The 563-nt window shown below is 52.0% G+C and carries 1 protein-coding gene; it reads left to right on the top strand.

Annotated features, from left to right (window positions below):
- Nucleotides 1–563, top strand: a 563-nt coding sequence (locus NYR02_RS14615) for a GTP-binding protein (protein WP_260977093.1), incomplete at both ends; no start/stop codon positions are given.

Here is a 563-nt window from a genome sequence, read left to right as displayed (position 1 = left end):
CGTGGTATCACGATTTCTACCTCGCACGTAGAATACGAATCTCCAAGCCGTCACTACGCACACGTAGACTGCCCAGGACACGCGGATTATGTTAAGAACATGATCACCGGTGCTGCGCAGATGGATGGTGCGATCCTGGTATGTGGTTCTACTGACGGCCCAATGCCTCAGACCCGTGAACACATCCTGCTGTCCCGTCAGGTTGGTGTACCTTACATCGTTGTCTTCCTGAACAAAGCAGACCTGCTAGCTGAAGATTGCGGCGGTGCCGATTCTGAAGAATACGCAGAGATGCTGGAACTGGTTGAAATGGAACTGCGTGACCTGCTGTCTGAATACGACTTCCCAGGTGACGACACGCCAATCATCCCAGGTTCTGCCCTGATGGCTCTGAACGGCGAAGACGACAATGAAATGGGTACGTCTGCTGTTAAGAAACTGGTAGAAACTCTGGATTCTTACATCCCTGAACCAGAGCGTGCGATCGATGGCGCCTTCCTGATGCCAATCGAAGACGTATTCTCTATCCAGGGTCGTGGTACTGTTGTTACCGGTCGTATCGA

This window comes from Thalassolituus pacificus (assembly GCF_025318105.1).
In the GTDB taxonomy this organism is placed as follows: Bacteria; Pseudomonadota; Gammaproteobacteria; order Pseudomonadales; family Oceanobacteraceae; genus Venatoribacter; species Venatoribacter pacificus.
The sequence above is the reverse complement of the archived record's forward strand: the minus strand, read 5'-3'. Positions and strand labels throughout refer to the sequence as shown.